This is a genomic window from Paraburkholderia sp. JPY419 (assembly GCF_050435705.1).
Lineage (GTDB): Bacteria > Pseudomonadota > Gammaproteobacteria > Burkholderiales > Burkholderiaceae > Paraburkholderia > Paraburkholderia youngii.
On the sequence record NZ_JBNDKV010000003.1, the window covers coordinates 124603 to 144472 of the forward strand.

General features: G+C 56.9%; 11 protein-coding genes and 4 pseudogenes. 12 read left to right on the top strand and 3 right to left on the bottom strand.

From position 1 onward, the window contains the following. Positions 1 to 2 precede the first annotated feature (2 nt). From tnpC (QFZ91_RS24155) to QFZ91_RS24185, 7 genes and pseudogenes are all read left to right on the top strand, one after another. Complete coding sequence (gene tnpC / locus QFZ91_RS24155) at positions 3 to 1571, top strand: IS66 family transposase (RefSeq protein ID WP_429568745.1); 1569 nt, start codon at positions 3 to 5, stop codon at positions 1569 to 1571. A gap of 73 nt (positions 1572 to 1644) precedes the next feature. After that, positions 1645 to 2400 (top strand): annotated as a pseudogene (gene tnpC / locus QFZ91_RS24160) (IS66 family transposase); the annotation flags it as partial. A gap of 232 nt (positions 2401 to 2632) precedes the next feature. Further along, complete coding sequence (locus QFZ91_RS24165) at positions 2633 to 2767, top strand: hypothetical protein (protein WP_373686934.1); 135 nt, start codon at positions 2633 to 2635, stop codon at positions 2765 to 2767. A 734-nt stretch (positions 2768 to 3501) separates the two neighbouring features. Beyond that, positions 3502 to 3717 (top strand): hypothetical protein, encoded by a 216-nt coding sequence (locus QFZ91_RS24170; protein ID WP_429568746.1) that lies wholly within the window; start codon positions 3502 to 3504, stop codon positions 3715 to 3717. 134 nt (positions 3718 to 3851) lie between these two features. Then, positions 3852 to 4355 (top strand): hypothetical protein, encoded by a 504-nt coding sequence (locus QFZ91_RS24175; protein ID WP_429568747.1) that lies wholly within the window; start codon positions 3852 to 3854, stop codon positions 4353 to 4355. Positions 4356 to 5930: 1575 nt separating this feature from the next. After that, the gene (locus QFZ91_RS24180; protein ID WP_429523981.1) at positions 5931 to 6671 is read left to right on the top strand and encodes an SDR family NAD(P)-dependent oxidoreductase; all 741 of its coding nucleotides are present in this window, start codon (positions 5931 to 5933) and stop codon (positions 6669 to 6671) included. Between the two features lie 515 nt (positions 6672 to 7186). Beyond that, positions 7187 to 8739, top strand: a protein-coding gene (locus QFZ91_RS24185) for an IS3 family transposase (RefSeq protein ID WP_429568748.1) whose coding sequence is annotated in 2 segments (ribosomal slippage) — positions 7187 to 7649 and positions 7649 to 8739 — 1554 coding nt in all. Because the reading frame shifts where the segments join, the coding sequence is not laid out codon by codon here. 590 nt (positions 8740 to 9329) lie between these two features. Here the strand turns inward: QFZ91_RS24185 and QFZ91_RS24190 are convergent. After that, a pseudogene (locus QFZ91_RS24190) lies at positions 9330 to 9984 on the bottom strand (integrase core domain-containing protein). A gap of 485 nt (positions 9985 to 10469) precedes the next feature. On the opposite strand from QFZ91_RS24190, the gene QFZ91_RS24195 reads away from it, so the two are divergent. From QFZ91_RS24195 to QFZ91_RS24210, 4 genes and pseudogenes are all read left to right on the top strand, one after another. After that, a complete protein-coding gene (locus QFZ91_RS24195; RefSeq protein ID WP_429568749.1) occupies positions 10470 to 11402 on the top strand; it encodes a ribosome-inactivating family protein in 933 nt (310 codons plus the stop codon). 686 nt (positions 11403 to 12088) lie between these two features. Continuing rightward, positions 12089 to 12295: pseudogene (locus QFZ91_RS24200) on the top strand (IS5/IS1182 family transposase); the annotation flags it as partial. A 108-nt stretch (positions 12296 to 12403) separates the two neighbouring features. Then, on the top strand, positions 12404 to 12787 hold the full coding sequence (locus QFZ91_RS24205) for a cyclic nucleotide-binding domain-containing protein (RefSeq protein WP_429568750.1): 384 nt from the start codon (positions 12404 to 12406) through the stop codon (positions 12785 to 12787). 133 nt (positions 12788 to 12920) lie between these two features. Further along, the gene (locus QFZ91_RS24210) at positions 12921 to 13208 is read left to right on the top strand and encodes a TIR domain-containing protein (protein ID WP_368719052.1); all 288 of its coding nucleotides are present in this window, start codon (positions 12921 to 12923) and stop codon (positions 13206 to 13208) included. 733 nt (positions 13209 to 13941) lie between these two features. On the opposite strand, the gene QFZ91_RS24215 is transcribed toward QFZ91_RS24210, so the two are convergent. Then, the gene (locus QFZ91_RS24215; protein ID WP_255215364.1) at positions 13942 to 14688 is read right to left on the bottom strand and encodes a 4'-phosphopantetheinyl transferase family protein; all 747 of its coding nucleotides are present in this window, start codon (positions 14686 to 14688) and stop codon (positions 13942 to 13944) included. A gap of 1189 nt (positions 14689 to 15877) precedes the next feature. Next, a complete protein-coding gene (locus QFZ91_RS24220) occupies positions 15878 to 16138 on the bottom strand; it encodes a hypothetical protein (protein ID WP_176370029.1) in 261 nt (86 codons plus the stop codon). 926 nt (positions 16139 to 17064) lie between these two features. Between QFZ91_RS24220 and QFZ91_RS24225 the strand changes: the two are divergent. Beyond that, positions 17065 to 19869 (top strand): annotated as a pseudogene (locus QFZ91_RS24225) (AMP-binding protein); the annotation flags it as partial. Position 19870 lies beyond the last annotated feature (1 nt).

The following is a 19870-nucleotide window of genomic DNA, read 5'->3' on the forward strand; positions in this document are numbered from 1 at the left end:
GCATGTCGAGCGGCGCCGATCTTCCTGACGATGTCGAACTCCTGAAGGCCTTGCTGGTCGAGGCTCGTAGTCTGCTTGCCGAACGCGATGTCGAGATTGAGCAGCTCAAGGCCCAGATCGACAAGCTCAGGCGCATGCAGTTCGGTCGCAAGTCCGAGCAGCTGCAGCGGCAAATCGAGACGCTCGAGACTCAACTCGAGGATCTGGCCGCCGGGCGCGGCGTTGCGGATGTGCAGCGTGCGCAGGCTCGCGGTGCAAATGCGTCCGCCTCGATTGCGAGGACGGACGAAGCATCTTCGAGGCAAGCGCTTCCCGCGCATCTGCCGCGCGAGGATCATGTACTCGGGCCCGAATCGAGTTGCCCGGACTGCGGTCAACCAATGCAGGTGCTCGGCGAGGACGTGTCCGAACAACTCGCCCGGGTCGCAGCTGCGTTCAAGGTCATTCGCACGATCCGGCGCAAACTGGTTTGCCCCTCCTGCAGTACTATCACCCAGCCACCGATGCCCGGCCTGCCGATCGAGCGCAGCATCGCCCATCCGAGCTTGCTGGCAGACATCCTCGTCTCGAAGTATGCAGACCACCAGCCGTTGTACCGGCAATCGGCGATCGCGGCGCGCGACGGCGTGACGCTTGACCGGGCCAGCATGGGCCGATGGGTCGGCCAGTGCGAGGCACTGTGCGCACCGCTAACAGAGGCGCTGCGCCGCTATACCGTGTCCGCCACCAAGCTGCACGCGGATGACACGCCGATCCCGGTGCTCTCACCGGGCAACAGGAAGACCCGCACCGGCCGGCTATGGGTCTACGTGCGCGACGATCATCGCTCCGGCTCGGCGCAACCTGCTTCAGTCTGGTTCGCGTACTCGCCGAACCGGCAAGGCATCCATCCTCAAACCCATCTCGCCAGCTTCAAAGGGATTCTGCAAGCGGACGCTTACGCGGGCTTCGACGAATTGTTCCGCGATGGCTTGATACGCGAGGCGGCATGCCATGCCCACGCGAGGAGAAAGTTCTACGACATCCATGTGCGCACGCCATCTGACACAACACAAAAGGCACTCGAATATATTGGCGGGCTCTATGACATTGAGGCCTCCATTCGCGGCAAGCCCGCCGCCGAACGGCTGCGAATACGGCAGGAGAATGCCAGACCTCTGCTTCAGATCTACGAAGCGTGGCTCAGGGCAAAGCTCGAAACGCTGTCGTCGAAGTCCGATACGGCCAAGGCGATCAACTATACGCTGAACCAGTGGAGCGCACTGACGTTGTATTGCGAAGACGGTACGCTCGAGATCGACAACAACATCGCGGAGAACGCGCTGCGTTGTGTAAGCCTGGGTCGGAAAAATTTTTTATTCGCCGGCTCAGACAGCGGCGGCGAACGCGCAGCCGCGATGTACGCATTGATTGGCACTTGCACACTGAATGACATCGATCCGCGTGCCTACCTCGACTATGTGCTAACCCATATCGCCGGTCACAAAATCAATCGCATCGACGAGCTCCTGCCTTGGCGTGTGGCCGACAAGCTGCACACGCCAGCCAGTTCGCCAAAGCCCTCTACCTGACCGGCAGCTCCAGTTCACCATCATGCTTTACGCGCACCGCGAATGGACGAACGGCCCAGCTGAGCCGCTTACCAAGAGCGCGCAGAGCAAGAGCTATGTGTGGGCTCCCCGCAGTGCCGAGGACTGCGGGGAGCCGGTGGCTCCAGCCGGAGCGCGGTTAGGAACATCCGGAGAGGTTCCTCGCCGGCTATAGGGGCTTGCTCATGAGCGACGGCTACGCTGCGTGGCGCACGCTCGAAGGCCCAACTCACTTCGGCTGCCTGACCCATGCGAGACGGACCTTCGTCGACGCGCTCAAGGGGCAGAAGAAACCCGGTGGCCGCGTAGCGCAGGCACTCAAGTACTTCGAGGCACTGTACTAGGTCGAGCGGCTTGCCAAAGGGAATCTGCCTGAAGGCGAGACGCGTATCGGCTACATGTACCGCCTGTGCCAGCAGCACAGTGTTCCATTGCTCGAAGCATTCAGGAAATGGCTCGATGAGCAGGCCCCTGAGGTGTTGCCCGAGAGCCTGCTGGGCAAGGCAATTGGCTATACACGCAACCAGTGGGAATATCTGAGCCGCTATGTGGCCGATGGGCTTGCCCCGGTAGACAATAACGTCATGGAACGCGATATCCGCCCCTTCTGCACTGGCAGAGCTTCGGGGCTGTTCAGCGACACCGTTGCCGGAGCAAAGGCGAGCGCCATGGTGTACAGTACAGCTTGATGCGGACCTGTCGGGCCTGCGGCGTCGAGCCCTATGCGTACCTCGTACACGTGCTGACCGAGTTGCCGCAACGCGCGCCGGATGCCGACATCAGCGATCTGCTGCCGTTCAACTATGCGCAGCGCCGAGTCGAAAGCGAGCTGACACACAAGACGCGCGTAGGCCGCCACGTCGGCGCACACTCCCCGAACACAATTGGAAACATCGCCGGTCAACATCGACCGGCGCGATGGGGCTACTCACGCGCGCAGAATGCAAACGATTCCGCATTCGGTGTGCTAAATCTAGCGCTTACGGTGTAGAGGTGTTGGTCACGGCGACGCGGCGGAGGAGCCGGTGATTAGGACCCGCTCGATGATGCCGGGCAATGCGCACGACGGTCATCCCATGGAAGAAGCGCTGGACTACGCGGCGATTCTCAGTGACGTCCAACCTGAAATCGTGATCGTCGACCGTGGTTGCCGGGGGCGCCGAGCCGGACAGCGTTAGGGTCTACCACCCCGGTCTGCGGCGTGGCATCACGCGAACGTTGCGCGTCATGATCCGGCGGCGTAGCGCGATTGAGCCGACTATCGGTCATATGAAGGCGGATGGCAAGCTCGAAACAACTGGCTGAAGGTAGCGCTGGGCGATCGATCAATGCCGTGCTGTGCCGCGCCGGCCAAAAATCTGCGCATGATTCTCAGAACGCCACAGTGTTTTGACGTCCTTCCCCGGGTCGCTTTGCTCACCCGCTTCGCGGCTCACGCATCGACATCCTGAGCGGGGTCGACCGCGAGAGCGAATTATTAAGACTGGACTCAGTAGATCGCACTTCCAAACGATTAAATATTAAACAATCGTTATGGCATTAAAAAAACTTTTTATATTAGTGTGGCTGGCAATTAGTGATATCGTGGCATTCATTTTACACGGTATCAGAATCCGAGGTGCTGACCCTTATGCGCGGCAACGAATTTGCGCAGTTATAGCCATCCCCGTCTGGCGCTCGATGGCCTTCGTTGGCGACGTGGATGATGGCTAGTTGACGAGTGGTTTGCTTACAAAGGAAGGCATGAATTTCTTTCGCGAAAACGTTCTCCTCGCTGTGTTGCTGCTATGCGTTCTTTGTGCAGGATCGGCTCATGCCGATTTATCAAAAACTGTCTGGGACTCCGCCGGACCCGATGCGGTAGTGACCAGCAAAATATTCTATACAGGAGCTGTCACGCTTCAAAAGGCCAATGACTTGGTTTCTGCGTTGGACCAACGCCAATCACGGGCAATCTTGTGCCACTGAAAATCAGTGGCACAAGATTGCCGCGCTGATGCTGATGAAGTTACCTGGCAAGAAGGCAAGTATCACGGGGGGGCGCGATGCCCGCCGGCGGGACGTCATGGAACTGCGGGGCAGTTCTGGACGGCAATGGGCGGACTTGCATGGCTTCGACCACGGCTGAGCCGTGCGAGGGCGTGCGCGTCGCGTTCTATCGGGCAACACCTACGGAGGCAGCATGACCTGCATTGTGGCGCTGACAGATGGCAAGAAGGTTTACATGGGTGCGGATTCGGCAGGATCGGGGGGGCCATCACCGTGCGCGCCGACCCCAAGATTTATCGGGTGGGACCGTTCCTGATCGGCTTCACCACATCCTTCAGGATGGGGCAGCTTCTGGGCCATGGTCTGACCGTCGCGCCGCACCCGGAAGGCACCGACGTGTTCGCCTTCATGTGCACGACGGTCATTGATGCGGTACGCGCTTGCTTTACCCGCGGCGGATTCGCGCGCAAGGACGGCGAACGCGAATCGGCTGGCACTTTTCTGGTTGGGTGCATGGGGCGTATCTTCCAGATTGGCGTCGATTATCATGTTGCTGAACGCGCCGTGAACTTCGATGCCTGTGGTAGCGGCGAACAGGTGGCGCTGGGCTCGCTGCATACCACCGTCGGTGTGCCGATGCGGCCGGACGTCAGAATCGAACGCGCCTTGGCCGCGGCGGCCGAATTTTCAACGGGAGTCCGTGGCCCGTTCCGGATAGAAGTGCTGGACGGCCAGACCGCTCAACGATCGGTCGAAGAAGAGGTAAGCGACGTTTGATCTACCAGCCGCCCACTTACGACGAATGGGTGATGGTTGAGCCGCTCTTCGGTTCGCAGACACTTGGCCTTGATCGTCCGCGCGTCGCCAGTCTGCGGGGCTGAAAGCCATCGTGCATGTGCTCACCACGAAATGCCGCTTGGTGCATCTGCCGCAGAACCTCGGCTTCCCGTCACACATTACCGTCCGGCACAACTCCAAGCGCTGGCAGCAGAACGGCGCGATGGACGTCGTGCTTGCGGCTCCGGGGCCGCTCGGTCGCGTACTGAGGCCGAGCCATGCCCAGAAGGCGGTCGGCGTAGACGTCGCGCGCGGCGGGAATGAGGATCTTAGTCACGGTGCGGTACGAAAACCCCTTCGCCGAACAGCAGGCAGGTTCTCTGGAGGATCAAGATGGCGCAACTGAAAGTGGCTAAAGGCGAGAAAGTCTTCGATTATTTGGGAGCGCGTAGCATTCGGTCACTGATGTTCTATGTGAACGGAAAGGAATACGACAGATTGGTCGTGACGTCTATTTAAGGTTGAAGGAAAAGGGTCAAGAAATGGCTGCCTCAATACGATGTCGTTCGGCCTGAAATCATCGAGGTTCAGTCAGGAGCGAAGAAGTAGTGCGCATTCAACGACGATGCAGCGCTCAAGGCGTCGTCAGTGGCGAAGTTACAGAACGAAATGACGCAGAACCAGAGGGAGCAGGCCAACACGAATCCTTGCTGGTGATCAGATATTCGAGGTAGTCTACAGCATCAACGGCCGATTCTTCCGGCGCTTCATCGGACTGGCGCGTCCGTATTGGACGCGCGCGCGTGGCGTTCGTGGCTCGTGTCGGTGTGCATGTTGCGTTTTCGATCGTGGACACTGCACTCGGTGCCAAGCTGTCGTTTCTCACACAGAGATGAGGGTTGCACTGGTATTGCGCCACGCGGTGTATTACTGCCGCCTGTTCGCCCATTTTACGTTGATGAGTCTTGTGATCAATGGTGGCGTGGTTATCTGTTCTTCAGCGATAGTCAGTCGGTTGACCTTGCACCGGCACGCGTGACTGACACGCGACCTGGTGCGGGGTTATCTGCGTGGCCGTGTGCATTTTCGCGTCGAGCAGGACCTCTGTGAGTGCTCGAATGCGGCGGGCACTTCGCCATATGAGAGTCTGCTATCCTCACAAAACGCGACCGACCCTCGGACGCTTGATGCCAGTGTTTGTCGAAGCGATCCCGCGGATCCGCGGCGAACGGAGGCGGCTGCTGTCCAAGCCGCGCATTGCCCGCCAATCGCGATATTGCCTTTCTTACTCACTGCTCGTCTCCGTTTTCGCAACACCAATTGACCTTGTCGCGTGACCGCGGTGACGCATCGTGGAAACTGGTCAATTACTGCACTGCAGGAACTTTTGAATGTTGCTGAGCATATCCGCAGCACGTTTGATTGAAGACAACGAGCGGGTCGGGAGTCGGCGAGATACTTGCAGGCATGAAGTGCGTTTGGCACGCCTGCTTGCGAGTAGGTACACCTCACCCATGCAGGGCGGCAGTCGCTCAACTGCACGCCGCAACGATCTATCCAATTGGACATGCACAGATGGGCCAAGTTACTCGTTATATGCTGCTGACCGGCGCCAGCCGCGGTATCGGTCATGCCACAGTTAAGCTTTTTCAGGAGAACAACTGGGAGGTGTTCACTGTCTCCCGGCGGCCGTTCTCGGACAGTTGCAAGTGGCCTACTGCGCGCGAAGCGCACATACAGGCAGACCTCGCGGACCTAGATAGTATCGACCGAATCGCTTTGGAAGTCAGGCGACGGCTACCTAATGGACAGTTACACGCGCTCGTCAACAATGCTGGCGTCTCTCCTAAAGGCGAGGATAGATCGCGCCTCGGAGTTCTCAAGAGCGATCTTCGGACTTGGATGACTGTTCTTAACGTGAATTTGGTATCAAACGCATTACTGGCGCGATCGTTGTTCCCAGAGTTGGTCCGAGGAAACGGGGCCATTGCCAACGTAACATCAATCGCCGGGGTGAAGGTTCATCCTTTCGCAGGTACTGCCTACGCAGCCTCAAAGGCTGCGCTCGCAGCTCTAACACGAGAAATGGCGCACGAGTTTGGCCCGAAGGGTGTACGCGTCAACGCTATTGCTCCGGGCGAAATTGATACCTCAATCCTGTCGCCCGGCACAGAGGAGATCGTGAATCACGGAATTCCTATGCGTCGTCTCGGGGATCCGGCCGAGGTCGCACGAGTAATCTACTTTCTCTGCACTGAGGCCTCTTCGTACATCAACGGAGCAGAGTTGCACGTCAATGGAGGACAGCATGTCTGAGGTCATGCAACAGCACGTGAAGACCGACGCCCAGGAACCGTCGTCGGAAAGGCTCCATAGCAAGGGAAGAGAAGAGAGGGCCTCGTCGTGTGCCGACCAGTCGGTCCGATGGAGACGGTCCATGTTGCAGCAGGCCCTGAAGATGGTCCCTTGCGCTCCGACGCTGCTAAGTGATCCTCTTCTACTGCGCGGCGGTTTCGATTGGCATTCAAATGATGTGAGAGCGGTGACATATGACATACCGAATGTTCCATCGTGAGAGACTATTAAGAAGTTTCGGTATCTGATACGCGTCCGACTTTCCATACTAAAGTAACATCTCCATGCCGACTAGATTGCGCGGCGTGGCATCTCGACTTGTCCACATTAGCATGAACTTTCCGCCGTGTAACGGAGGATCGTCCATCACGTCAGAACCTCTGCAAACTTCCGTTTAGTGGGTTCCCCCGGCGTCAGAATAGATGTCATGTTGTTTGATTCTTAGACATGGTCCGGGGGCGGTAGAATCGGGATGAATGAAAGCCTACCCAGAAGAAAGAAAAGAAGCCCTCGTGCGTCGCATGATGCCGCCGGAGAATGCGCCGGTGTCGGCGCTAGCACGAGAAACGGGGATTACCGAACAGACGTTGTACACGTGGCGCCGACAGGCGAAAGGACAAGGGCTGGCAGTGCCGGGCGACGGGAAGAACCCCGAAGGATGGTCTTCGGAAGACAAGTTTGCCGTAGTGCTGGAAGCCGCCCCGCTCAACGCAGCGGAGCTGGCCGAGTATTGTCGTCGCAAAGGTCTATACCCCGAGCAGATCGCTGCGTGGCGGGCTGCCTGCCAGGCCGCCAACGCGAATGCTGCCGAGCAGGCGCGCGAGCAGCGTCACCAGTCCAAAGAGGACAAGCAGCGCATCAAGCAGCTCGAGAAGGAATTGCAGCGCAAGGAGAAGGCTCTGGCGGAAGCGGCGGCGCTGCTGATTCTCAGAAAAAAAGCCCAGGCGGTCTGGGGGGACAAAGAGGACGATTGATCAACGTCCCGGATCGCCTGATGTGTATATCGTTGATTCGCGAGGCGGTGCAGTCGGGCAGCCGGTTGGAGAAGGCTTGCAAGGAGCTGGGCCTGAGCCTGCGCACGTTCCAGCGCTGGGTCCGTGATGGCGAGGCGGTGCGCGCTGATGGTCGGACCACGACCGAGCGGCCGGCGCCGCGCAACAGGCTGAGCGAGGCCGAACGGCAACAGATTCTGGAGGTGGCCAATAGCGCTGAGTTCGCCAGCTTGCCGCCCAGCCAGCTCGTGCCGAGCCTGGCCGAGCGCGGCGTGTACCTCGCGTCGGAATCGAGCTTTTACCGTGTGCTGCGAAGTGCCTCGCAGCAGCACCGCCGAGGTCGGGCACGGCAGCCTTCGTCACGTATGCCCACCAGCCATTGTGCGACAGCACCGAATCAGCTGTGGTCGTGGGACATCACCTGGTTACCGGCGGCGATCAAGGGCAAGTTCTACTACTGGTACATGGTGCTCGATGTGTTTAGCCGCAAGATCGTCGGTCACGAAGTCCAGGAAGCGGAATCTGCAGAACTTGCGTCGTTGCTGATGCGGCGCACGAGTTTGGCCGAGGGCTTGGCGGGACGTCCGCTGGTGCTGCACTCGGACAATGGCAGTGCGATGAAGGGTGCGACGATGCTAGCCACGCTGGAAAACCTGGGCGTGGTGGCTTCGTTCAGCCGACCGCGTGTGAGCAACGACAACCCGTACGCCGAGGCGCTGTTCCGCACATGCAAGTACAGGCCCGACTATCCGCGTAAAGCGTTCGCGAGCCTTGACGAGGCGCGCGCCTGGACGCAGCAGTTCGTGCGTTGGTACAACCACGAGCATAAACACAGCGGCCTGAAATTCGTCACGCCGGCGCAGCGTCATAGCGGCGTCGCCACTGCGGTGCTGGCACAACGGGAAGTCTTGTACGCTCAGGCCAAGGCGCGCAATCCGCAGCGTTGGTCCCGCTCGACTCGCAATTGGGAATTGAAGGATGAAGTCTGGCTCAATCCGGAGCGGATGCCGCCGGTCGAATTAAAGCAGTGCGCGTGAAGTGACATGACAACTACGTTGACGAACACCGCTGGCCGCACTACACGCGCATTTTCGCATGGCTCGCCTGTGTGTCGACCGAATCGAAACGAAGTGAGCGCAACGGGAATTTGATGAGGAGCATTCAGCGGGAGAGCCTATACCTGTAACAGGAGCTCGTCCTCGGTCGCCGTCGCCACAGACGAAAACCGGTGTCTCATGGGCGCGAGAAATCTGCCAGCGTTTCCTGTCTCCCAGACGGCCGACGTTACATATCTATAAGGCCGCTTTGCCGGTTTCAAGGCATCGCGCCACTTCCCGGCGGTCTCTACTGTGCCTGACTATTCCACATAGCGGTGGTTATTGTCGCCGGTCCTTCCTCTCATGCCGAACCACGCGTTCCAGCGTCGACAAGCCCAAGATCAGAGTGTTCGAGTTCGACTCGACAAAAATGGAAGGTTTCCCGCGCTTTTAGCCAGCAGAGCTCTTTGTTCTCTTCGCTGTGAAAGTACCGATAGAGGAACTCAGCGAACACAAGCAACGCTACCTTAAGAGGTGGCGTCGCTTGTTCGGACAGGGTCCCGAGATTTTTAAGTGGAACCACCGGGCGTTCATGCTGCCGATTTAATCGCAGGCAGCGTCGCGAAGTATGCCTCATCCGGCGTGCGGTCTTCGAGACTCGAGTGAGGTCGTCTCTGGTTGTACAGATTGATGTAATCGCCGATTGAACGCCGGGAGTGGCTGACCGACTCATATGCCTTCAGGTACACCTCCTCATACTTGACGCTTCGCCAAACCCGTTCGACGAACACGTTGTCGCGCCAGGCTCGTCGATGCGGCGCATCAGTTTCAGTTCCGTCTCGCTGACCGGTTGAGGCGGTAGTAGACGCTTGATCGGGCGATCCCCACAAGTCGCGCCTGTTGCGCAATCGGCCGCGCGTGTGCACGGTCGATCATCGCTTTCCGCTCAGCCCCCCCCCCCGCCTTGCCGAGCGCTCCGCTTAAAAAATCGTTCTCCAGCGTCAACTGGCCAATCTTTGCGTGGAGCACCGTGACGTCCACTGGTGGCACACCCGTCGTCGACTTGCCCGTATCGAACACTTCCGACACGCGCTCCTGCAGCTGCTTCTTCCAGTCCGTAATCTGGTTCGGATGAACGTCGTACTGCTGTGCCAGTTCTGCCAGCGTCTTGTCGCCCTTCAGGGCTGCCAGCGCTACCTTTGCCTTGAATGCCGGGCTATGCGACCGGCGGCTTCTTTTTGCCATCTTTGGGTTCCTCTTGCTGGTCCCTATGCCCAGCTCAGGCCCCGACCGTTCCACTTACCGACCTTGTCCGAAATTCCGGCGCCACCTCTGTAGCGACACAAATTGGCGAAATTGTCCGGTTTGTCTGTTGATGCTATCGGTGAAATGGGCTTTAAGGCCTTTCGAGGTTCCACTTGCTATTGGCGTTGGCTGGTTGGCATAGATTTCGCATATGAATATGCGGTTAGGCTAATCTTGTGGGAGTGGGACTATGCGTAAATAATCCAGCTGCTAGGCTCATCCAATGTCGGCGTGCCCCTGTATTTGCGCAAAATTGATAATTGATGTCGCTATGTGAAAAAGGGCACTTCAATTTTGAGCGCATTTATGCGTTTTTTTGATAAAATTGATGGCTCTTAATATGTGGCAACTTCGCTTAATAAATAAAAGGCATCGAGATTCGCGAATTTCGTTTTGAGATGACGCGATATAACGTTGGAGCTTTGATGAAAAAATTCCTGAAGGGCATTTTAATTTCGTGGTGTTTTTCGACCTGTTCATTTTTATATGCTGCCGAATTCAGGGTCGATTTTGGTTCCCCGCAAAAATATGTTCAATCGTTGGGTGCAATTAGAACTGCAATGGGCGATGCGATGTCGCTCACGAATATCCCTGGCAATAAAATCTTGTATCAATTAAGACCCAATGCATCAAATATTGTAGAGGGGATTGCAATTGAAATAATTGGAGTTGGTCCCAATAACTCATCCTCAAATCCAGACGTTAGGTTTGTGATGAATCCATCCGATTTGTACCTAACAGGGTTTATCGTTGGGCGTATATTTTACCGATTTTCTGATTTTTCGGACACGGCGAGCGGAAGAGTACAGGTGAATGCGCCACGGCATTTGGTAGATTTCACGATAGATATGACAGGAGATTCTAGCTATCTCTCGTTGGCAAGGAGTGCCGGAGTAAGCGCGGATAGAACAGATTTGTCAATCGATAGATATTCACTGATGAAGGGGTATAGGGACCTAATGAATCATGGTTCTTCGACTAGTACGATAAACGGAGCGGAGGCAAGGGCCTTGCTATCGTACGCAACAGTGCTATCAGAGGCGGTAAGGTTTCGTAGTATTCAAGGGAATTTTGCATCGACTGCATTAGGCGATGATGCTTTCACTCCATATCGATTGAGTCTCGAAGATTCAAATAGAACTACGCGGTGGGATCGGCTAAGTGATGAGATACGTAAGGTTCAGTACGGCGCAATAAAGATTGCTACGCATGGCGTGGCCCCGATCTTACTAACAAACGTCAGAGACGTTTTCGGAATGACGACCTGCACGGGCAAGAAGATCGCATCAAAGACTCCATTCCTTCCATATAACGATTGTGTTCAGGGTAATATCGGGCGGTGTAATATGGGATTCTGATAGTCTTTCGCGTGTTATTACGTAGTCGCGATTTGTTTGAATTCGGTAGTTGGGGCGCCTGTCGGGCTTTTGCGTGGTGATTTTTAATGGGTAGTTAATTTTGAATTTTTACTGGGATGTGCGGAATGTGGGCCAAAAAATATGTTCTTTGTATTTCGATGGCGGGTGTGATGTTGGCATCTGGTTTGGTATTTGGCGGGGGATATTGTCAAGAGGGGTATATTTCTAGTCTAAAAGTAAATCTTCAGGGTGGGGAGTGTGAGATTGGCCTCGCAAGCTCTCAATCGGCCTCCCGTTTCAATGGGGGAAATGGTCGTGCGACGCAAGTATTCGTGAATCTATGCTGGATATCGCCAGGCACGCTCACGCAATCGAATCGAGAGTCAATGTGACATTTGAAGGGCGTGGGACCTATTCGAAGCCCATTTATTCGATTCGAATTTTGGAAAGCCATAGTAGCGCACGGCATCAGACCGGTAATGCCGCACCTTGGATCGCCCGGCGCGGACTTTGTCAAATTGAAGGTCGAGTCCATTAGATCGGCAGGATGAAGAAGAGTCAATAGTCGAGCCTGATCAATTCGGAGAGCCTTGCGTGGCAGAGCTTTGAGGCCGAATTGGTGTTGTGAGATTTGCAGGATCCTGGCACATTAACGTGAGAATCCTGCATTTTTCGACGAGGTGCGAATGGGTCCGAAGACGCCTGTGACGGAGGGAGATTTTTTCCGCCAGCCGCTGCGCGAACAGATCAACCTGAAGCATCCGTTGATACGTTTGGCCGACCTGATCAACTGGGAGCGACTGGGCGCATCAATGAGCGAAAGCTTTGTATCGCGCAAGGGACGACCGGCGACATCGCCGAGGCTGACCTGCGGTCGGACTCCGCTTTCTCACGTTCACCGACACACCGCGGACGGCGCTGCCGGCACCGAATTCTAGCCTGTCGTCCATTAGAATCATCGCTGCTGCTTGTTTCCCAAAAGCGGCACGGAGAGAGCAAGAATGATTGAGAGATTTTCTGGGGAAACGGGCAAACGCCTGCGTGTTGAAGCGTTCACGGGCCAGAAGCTCGTCGGCGGCGACAAAGATCTGGCCGCGGAGCTGGCCGACATGGCCGAACTGATTCAGGTCAAGACTTGCGACGTTATCATCCACCAGGACGCCACCGACAACGACGTGTATTTCATCGTCACCGGCGCGTTCGACATCGTCGTCAACCCTGCGCCGATCCGCCGGCGGTTCCCCGGCGATTCGGTCGGAGAGATGGCAGCCGTTGAGCCGATCCAGAAACGGTCTGCGACGGTTCGTGAGGCAGAGGATTCCCTTGTCGCGAAAATCACGGAACAGCAACTGAGCGAGCTCGGCAGCCGCTATCCAGACATCTGACGCCGGATGGCAAAAGAACTCTGGAAACGCCTGATCGGGGCGCAACCAGATCGTAAACGCGAAGTGCGACAAAATCCGCGTTTTCGTGATTTCGAGCGCTGAGGCGCTTGACGTCTCGCACCTGCTACAAACCATGTTCGCACACGGCAAGTTCCTGACAGTGCCATGGAACCAGGGGTGTTCAAGGTCGCAAACCATACGCGCGACGATATCGAACGTGAGCTGGTTTAGTGCGATTTCGCGGTGGCGATCGCACATGGCGACGACGTCACCAATGCCCGCGTCACTGAATGGTCGGCGCCCGCGCGATAACGTCGTTTTCGAGCTTGGCCTATCCATGGGTCGCCTCGGCCGCAAGCGCGGAATCCTGATGGAACCGCGCGGCGAGGGCGTCAAGCTTCCAAGCGACATGGCGGCGTGACGACAATCCGCTACGTCAACGGCGAAGAGAACGATCAGAGGCGAAGTTTGGCCCGGCTGCGACTGCGCTGCGCAAGCACATCATCAGCCTTGGAACGATTTGCTAAATATCCCCGAAATCGATCTCGAAGCCGAAGGTGGGTCGTGCCACCGCCAACGTAGTATTCGACTTCAGCTTGGGGGCAAACAAGTGGGGAATATCAATGGCTCTGACCGACGATTTGAAGAAATGGGTTAGTGAAACGTTCACTGGTGAGTCGGAAGTTCAAGAGAGTACTGGTATAAGAATACGTCGACAGCCCGATGTGCGCTAAAATTGCCTCTGCCGTCCTCGACATTACAACTCGCGTCACCGCCGATGTCTACAACATGTTGGCTGACCAGTCGAAGTAGACGAATGGCGTTGACATGTGGGCTCCAGAGTATTGGGGGGGCATGGGAGTCTGGACATACACATCGACGTGGAAAGGGCAGTCCTGCCATTGCTAGCATGTCATGGTTGGCACTTGCCGTACGGGCAATCTCGATTTTTGGTATTTCTGGTCTCAGGAAACGGGCCGAATCTCACCAATTCCTTTTCTCTGCAACGGCGCTTTTGATCAGATTACGATGATTTTTGCACAGGTTATGCATTTCGGATGCGCCGACAGGCTGCTTTCGCTTCGCGCCAGCGCAAACTTTGGTCGGAGTTAAATTCTCGAAACGCTCAAGCTACATTGTGCCTACGCATCGCGTCAAGCGGCGTCGCGCGACCACGCGACACACGCGGCATAACCGCTCAGGGCACGAAGCCAAACTGCGTCGAGATTCGCAATCAGGTCGCGATTGCACACACTCTCCTCGGAAACTACGATGCTTGGCTCGTGCTGGCCGTCGCCAAGTACAGAAAACCATGTCATGCCTCCCCCGATGCCGACGCCACGTGCCTTCAACACTGCTTCCTTTGCCGTCCATACGTCATAAAATGCGTCGGTTCGTCTGTGCATCGGCAAAGCGCTCACGTGTGCCTCGTCGCGCGGCGCAAACACCGATGACGCGAGCTTTCTCCAGTTGATGTCATTGCGAGCAAATTCGATATCGACACCAACCGTCCGTCGCCGTGCAATTGCGACCAGACCATACTGCTCGGAATGCGAAACGTTAAAGTCGAGTTGTCGACCGGGGCCCCTTTGTATCGACTTATCGAGACGCGGTCGACCACCGGTGTCTAGCTCGAAACGCAATTCACTTGCCTTCAATTCTGTTCGTTCGGCCAGCAACTGACGCAGCACGACGCGCGTGATGGCACAACGCAGCGCATCGTCGCGGCGTCGGAAGCGCGCGACCTTCGCACGCTCATCGTCCGAGAGTGGAGCGAATGCGGGACAGTCGAGCGTCGCGCGAAAATCGAAGGTGATGAAAAAGATCTCAATATCTGCTGCCGAAGCACGTGGTACAGCGAGCTCGCGCACATCGAAAGCCGACGTTGCTGGGACAGTCATCAATTCGCTCCGATAGTGACGGTACTCTTGACGAGCGAAGCCGCGCCGCAGCGCCGACATGTGCTTCGCGACATTTTCAACGCGCTGCGCTGGATGGTGCAGGCCGGTGCATCTTGGCGCATGCTCTCGACCAGCTCCCCGCCGTACGAAATGTGCGAGTGCGACGATTGCTATCCGTCGCGCGCGGCGATTGGGGTCCGTGCCAGCTGTTCGCTGCGAGAACCCAATACGTCAAGGACGCTCCTTGGATGATAACGGATCCACGGCCATGCCATCTCGATCCGTGGTGCCCGCACTCTCCGATTGCCTTGATTGCTGATGCCTTGGTGACCTGGCTCTCACCACTGTCACGAGGCTCAAACCGCCGCCAGAGCAGTTCCAGTGCCAGTCGCGAGCCACCAACGGCCCCAATGCCACTCAGGCGTTTGAGGCGATCGATTCGCTTCCGCTCGGCTTCGGGAGGCTCCCGAGCGTCTCCTTTTCCAGTGTCGCCAGTTACTGCTTAAGGAGCACCAGTTGTTCGCATTCGCGCAACAGCCGTCGCTGAAGTTCCAGTGATAGTGGCGTACCGTCGTGGCACCGTACCTCGCCGCGTGCCAGACGTGCGGTGAACTTCCGGCTGTCGACTCGCCCCCAGTAACCGAGCGTGACCAGTAGCTTGCACGTGCGCCGCCGGTGTTGCGGGACTTCCCTCTGCAGTTGCCCACGGTCGCGTATGACGTTGCACGACGTCGCATCGTGCGGCAACGGCACACGGATCGCGTGCATGCGATCCCGTTTACCATGCGGCCAACACACGCAGATTAATGGCCAGCACGATTACTTCCATTCGGTGCGTCTTGTCGCGCCACTTCTGTCGGTCAACAGAGATGCTCGCGGGATCGACAAGACAGCTTTCGATCCCTCGACCTTGCAAGGCATGACAGATCCAGAACGCGTCCTAGCCGGTCTCATAGCTTAGGGCAATCCATAGCATCTGGCAACGCCCATTTCTGCCGCTGCTGTCCAATCAGGGACAGCGCCGCCTCCAGACGTGATGCAGCCCGTGACTGCGTGACCGTATGCACGGCTGGCCGATCTTAGCTAGCTGGCCACCCCATCTCAGCGTTCGATTGCTTGAGAAGCTCTTTAAGACTGCAATATGCGACAGCTTGTCGTTCCATTCTTGCGCGAGTGTGTCGGTGACAGGTCAGTTACTTGGATGGACCAGCATGAAGCACCGTTGCGCAAGATCTGCGTCGACCCGCGCGCGTTCTATAGCGCGCAGGCGTAACCGATCGGCTTCAGCGTGACGCGCTTCGAGTTCCCTGCGTATCTCCCCTGCCAAGTCATCGGCAGCCGGAGTCATCGACGCGACGATCAACGCGCAAACTGCTTCACCCGATCGGCGCTCCGTCAATTGACTGGCAGGAAGGTTCTCCAAGAGCGTCTTGTGCTTGATCGCAGACATACTAGGCTTCCTGTCTTCCGCGTAGCGTAGCGGAGTCGGAAAAGCGACCACAACGACTGCGGATGGCGCCTCCCTGCAGAACGGGCGCACCCTCGCGAGGTGGCAACGATCGCGCGACTTCATACCCGCGACCATGCGTCTTGGGCTCGGTGCACTAGATAATTGGCCGACCTCAACCAGTGCCGCCTCGTATTCGTACTCCTTCTCGGATCCGCCCGCAGAAGTCGTTCGATTCATGCTTCTGGGTCGGGCACTACCGGATGAATAACTCCCCACGCTCTGGAGCTTCGGCCAAATTCGGTGCCGTTCGAAGCCTCAGAAACTGGGCGATATTAGAAAATCGCTAGGACATCGAAAAAACATTTGATATCAATGCGGTGCGCGATCGGTGGCATGATGGTAACCATTCCGTACGGCCCACAGTGTCTGATTTGCTTTTGCGCGCACAAGGTTTTTCACTGATAGGGGCGTATTCGTGCGTCGGGAGGCGAATTCCAGAAGGTCGGGTACTTTATTCGGGTTTGCAAAAGTAGTTGTGTTGCCTTGTCTATTGTCGCCGATCGGCGCAAACGCAAATGCATGAGCGATAGTTTGGCTGGGGCAAGGCGGCAAAGATACATCTGCGGGTGGGATGTCGTGATTTGAAGCGGCGGGCTCAGCTTCTTCTCGCAGATAGGCGTCGAATTGATGCGCATGCGAACGCTTGCCATTCTGGCGTGTATGGGAGAAATCGCGACATCAGCAGCGCCGGATATTTGTTCGTGAGTCGCTGGGAACTCGTCAACGCGCCGGCTGTGTCAAATAGCGAGCGCGTGTTCACGAACCCGCATTCAGCGGCAGCATTGCCTTCGATGCTTTCCGTGGCGGTGTCGTCGTAACGGCGGCACGCTTGGCCAAATGACTCCGGTCTTGGCTGGGAGATTAAGATGTTAAATCGTATTCCGTTGGTGCGCCCGGATCATCGGGCGAATAAACGGTTAACCTTATCAAACGCGTCTACCGTTATTGTCGGTAGCGGTACGCTAGCCATTAGGTGTGCTCAGCTAGCCAAAGAGAGGGGGCATGTGATCCGCGCGGTGCTTTGCGCGGACTCCCGGCTTTCCGATTGGGCCACTGGTGCCAATATCCTATGTTGTAGCAGCGTCGACGAGCTCTCGACATTTCTAGATATTGAGCCCGTTGAATATATATTTTCTATCGCCAATCCGTTCATATTGCCAGTGGGTGTGCTTAGGAAAGCACGTCAAGGCGCTTTCAATTACCATGACGGCCCCCTACCTCAATATGCGGGAACTCATGCCACTTCTTGGGCGTTGCTTGCCGGCGAAAGCGAGTATGCAATTACGTGGCATTGTATGGATCAAGGCGTTGATACTGGTGACGTGGTCGTTCGGCGTCAGGTTTTAATAACGCCGACCGACACCGCATTGACTCTAAACATTAAATGTTATGAGGCTGCTATCGAGGGGTTTCGCGAGTTGCTGATTGGATTGACCGACGGGGCCCTCGATATACGTCCGCAAAGGCTGCTGGACAGGAGCTACTTTCCGAGACATCGGAGGCCCGATGTTGGGGGCTGTTTACGTTGGGATCGATCTGCGGAAGATTTGTCTGCAATGGTGCGGGCCTTGGATTTCGGAGCAAATTATCCAAATCCGTTAGGATTGCCAAAGATTATCTTAGTCAATGATCTTGTGGCAGTCAAACGCCTAAAGGTTCTGGATCGATGCTCGGATGAGCTTCCGGGTTCCTTGCTGGGGATCTACCGTTGGCATTGGCGTGTTGCGACAGCTACGCATGATGTGGATGTTTGGTTTTCTGGCCCGGACGGTCAATCTATCGACGCGTCGGCGCTCGCGAAGCATCACGGTCTGGATACAGGAGACCGTCTTCACATATTCGGTGAGGAACAGGCGTCGAGCATTACTTCCGAGCTCGAAATGTTAGCCGCGCAAGAGGCATTTTGGCGACAGCGGCTTGCGGGGTTTAGAGCGTTGCAGCTTCCCTTTTTTTCGTCGTCGGCTTTGGCCATGACGAAATGGCAGTCAAGTTCGGAGATTGCTTTTAGCGCTTTGGCTGAATTGCCACCGATCGAGCGCATGGTACACATAGTGGTCGGCTGGCTAATCTATCTTGCTCGCATCTCAGGTGAATCTGAGCTTCAGTTGGGATGGAGTCCTACACTCAACGTATCGGGAGGTGCAGCGGAAGCGACAGGGTTGCATATTGCCGGAGTCGTGCCGATGAAAATTGTAGTTGGTCTCGATGAGGCTTTTGCAGAGGTGCTTAGGACAGTTAGGACCGAATTCGCTTTGCTTCGAGCACACAAAAGTTTTGCTAGGGATCTCGTTGCGCGCTACCCGGCGTTAAAGAACATAGAGGCACTTCGATCGCGGTGCGCGTGGCCGATTGGTATCACGATAAGGGAAGGTGCTTCTTCGCATGAGCCACGATCAGCGCCTAATTCTGGAATACCTCGTTCGGGCAACGTGCTGACGCTTGAAGTGTGCTCTTTGGACGGTAGCTTTCGATGGCATTTCGATAGAAGCCGCTTGGCACCGGAGAATGTCGAACGTATCACACGGCATTTGGAACAATTGTTGGGTGCTGTGATGGCCGAGCCCCGGCAGCCGGTGGGCCGCATCGACATCCTGCCGGCGGCGGAGCGCCGGTATCTGCTGGAGGAGCTGAACCGCACGGAGGTGGCGTATCCGTCGGAGCGGTGCATCCACGAGCTGTTCGAGGCGCAGGTGCGGCGGGCACCGGAGGCGGTGGCGCTGGTGCATGAGAACGAGAGACTGAGCTATGGGGAGCTCAATGCGCGGGCCAACCGGCTGGCGCACCATCTGGTCGGACTGGGGGTGAGGCCGGACCAGCCGGTGGCGATCTGCGTGGAGCGCAGCGCGGCGATGGTGGTGGGGCTGCTGGCGATCCTGAAGGCGGGGGGGGCGTATGTGCCGCTGGATGCGGCGTATCCGGGCGCGCGGCTGCGGCAGATTCTGGGGGAGGCGGCGCCGCGGCTGGTGCTGGCCGATGCGGCGGGGCGTGCGGCGCTGGGCGGGGAGGCGCTCGCTGGCGTGGGGCTGGTGGAGCTGGAGGCGCAGTCGCCGGCGTGGGCCGGGCAGCCGTCATCGGATCCGGATGCGCGCGCGCTGGGCCTGGGTCCACGTCATCTGGCCTATGTGATCTACACGTCGGGCTCCACCGGCACGCCCAAGGGCGTCATGGTCGAGCACAGAAACCTGTTGAATTATTTGCAATGGTCACATCGCAGTTATTACGAAGAAGCTTTGAATGGTTCGCCGATACTACATTCGTTGAGCTTTGACGGCATCGTTACAACTTTATTCGGGCCCCTGTTGGCAGGCGCAAGGCTGCACCTTCTAAAACCTGCTGTTGAAACTGATTTACTTTCTGCTGCTAACGATGGTCGGGTCTACGATTTGATCAAGCTGACGCCTTCGCACCTGAGCCTGTTAAACAGGCAACTGGAGTGTTACGAAGGTCCGGCTCCGACTAAGGCACTGATGGTTGGTGGGGAACCGTTAGTACCTGCGGATATTCAGTTTTGGCGAAAGCGCTTCCCGCATGTGCGTCTGATCAATCACTTCGGTCCTACAGAAGCGACAGTTGGAAGCGTCACATTCGAAATATCCAAAGTTATCGATGGATCCGCCTCTATCCCGATCGGCCGTCCGATCGCGAACACGCGGGTGTACGTGCTGGACGGTC

What these genes read in the sequence shown, in the direction of transcription:
- QFZ91_RS24205 (WP_429568750.1), top strand. Translation starts at nt 12,404, where the DNA reads ATGATTGAGAGATTTTCTGGGGAAACGGGCAAACGCCTGCGTGTTGAA.
- QFZ91_RS24180 (WP_429523981.1), top strand. Translation starts at nt 5,931, where the DNA reads ATGGGCCAAGTTACTCGTTATATGCTGCTGACCGGCGCCAGCCGCGGT.
- tnpC (WP_429568745.1), top strand. Translation starts at nt 3, where the DNA reads ATGTCGAGCGGCGCCGATCTTCCTGACGATGTCGAACTCCTGAAGGCC.
- QFZ91_RS24210 (WP_368719052.1), top strand. Translation starts at nt 12,921, where the DNA reads ATGTTCGCACACGGCAAGTTCCTGACAGTGCCATGGAACCAGGGGTGT.
- QFZ91_RS24215 (WP_255215364.1), bottom strand. Translation starts at nt 14,688, where the DNA reads ATGACTGTCCCAGCAACGTCGGCTTTCGATGTGCGCGAGCTCGCTGTA.
- QFZ91_RS24165 (WP_373686934.1), top strand. Translation starts at nt 2,633, where the DNA reads ATGATGCCGGGCAATGCGCACGACGGTCATCCCATGGAAGAAGCGCTG.
- QFZ91_RS24195 (WP_429568749.1), top strand. Translation starts at nt 10,470, where the DNA reads ATGAAAAAATTCCTGAAGGGCATTTTAATTTCGTGGTGTTTTTCGACC.
- QFZ91_RS24220 (WP_176370029.1), bottom strand. Translation starts at nt 16,138, where the DNA reads ATGTCTGCGATCAAGCACAAGACGCTCTTGGAGAACCTTCCTGCCAGT.
- QFZ91_RS24170 (WP_429568746.1), top strand. Translation starts at nt 3,502, where the DNA reads ATGACTTGGTTTCTGCGTTGGACCAACGCCAATCACGGGCAATCTTGT.